This window comes from Mesorhizobium kowhaii (assembly GCF_042431665.1).
GTDB lineage: Bacteria > Pseudomonadota > Alphaproteobacteria > Rhizobiales > Rhizobiaceae > Mesorhizobium > Mesorhizobium kowhaii.
Genome location: NZ_JBHLYT010000129.1, coordinates 3,271 through 4,351, shown reverse-complemented (window position 1 = coordinate 4,351; position 1,081 = coordinate 3,271). Strand labels below are relative to the sequence as shown.

Sequence of the window (1,081 nt, the reverse complement as noted above, 5' to 3'; positions counted from 1 at the left end):
AATCCATGCCCTTCAATTGCCGAGCAGTTCGAGATCCTTGCCGCCTGATCATTGGCGCGAAAGCGTCGCGTCGTGACCGAAATCACGATTTGCGACAGAACCGCTGCGTGTCGTGCGGCGGCGCGGCAGCCAGCGTTTTGTTCCACCGACCATCATCGGGATCGACGACTGGGCGCGGCGACGCAACCAACGCTATGGGACCATCATCTGCGACCTGGAGCGACGCAAGACCATCGCATTGCTGCCTGACCGGGAGCCAGCAACGGCCCAGGCCTGGCTCTCCGATCAGCCTCAGATCGGCATTGTCGCGCGCGACCGCGGCGGCGGCTACGCTATGGCTGCAGCCAAGGCGCTGCCGAAGGCGACCCAGGTGGCCGACCGCTGGCACTTGACGAGTGATTTCAGCGGGTTGTGATTCTGTCGGATTGCTGAGATTCGACGGAGATCATGATGCCCTGGACCGAAACCACTCGCCCGCAATATGTGCGGCGCTGCGCCCGTTACGCAAGCGATCTCACGGATGCTGAATGGGCGCTGATCGCGCGTTTGATGCCTTCGCCGAACCGGATCGGCCGGCCGCGCAAGACGGATCTGCGCGAAGTCGTGAACGCGCTTCTGTATATAGCTTCGTCGGGCGGCGCGCGAACGCGAAGGCCGGGAAGCAAGCCCCACGGCGGGCGTCATCGACAGCTAGACGGTCAAGACCACCGAAAGCGGCGGAATACGAGGCTTCGACGCTGGCAAGAAGATCATGGGCAGCAAGCGCCACATCGTCGTCGACACGCTGGGCCTGATGGTGGCGTGGTCGTTCACGCCGCCGACATTCAAGACCGCGACGGCGCGCCGGCCGTCTTGAAATCCATCCTCAAACGCTGGCCCTGGCTGCGCCATGTCTTCGCCGATGGCGGCTATGCCGGGCCGAAACTGCGGGGCGCCTTGCAAAAGCTCGGCAAGTTCACGTTGGAAATCATCAAGCGGTCGGACAGCGCCAAAGGCTTCGAGATCCTGCCGCGCCGTTGGGTCGTGGTCCGCTGTACAATGTTGCCAAGTTTGGTTTCGAGTGGTCGGTGCGCATTGAGCG

General features: G+C 63.0%; 2 pseudogenes. Both read left to right on the top strand.

What is annotated here, in order from left to right:
• Positions 1-103: 103 nt before the first annotated feature.
• Positions 104-406 (top strand): annotated as a pseudogene (locus ACFFNA_RS35965) (ISL3 family transposase); the annotation flags it as partial.
• A 44-nt stretch (positions 407-450) separates the two neighbouring features.
• Positions 451-1,081, top strand: a pseudogene (locus ACFFNA_RS35960) (transposase); the annotation flags it as partial.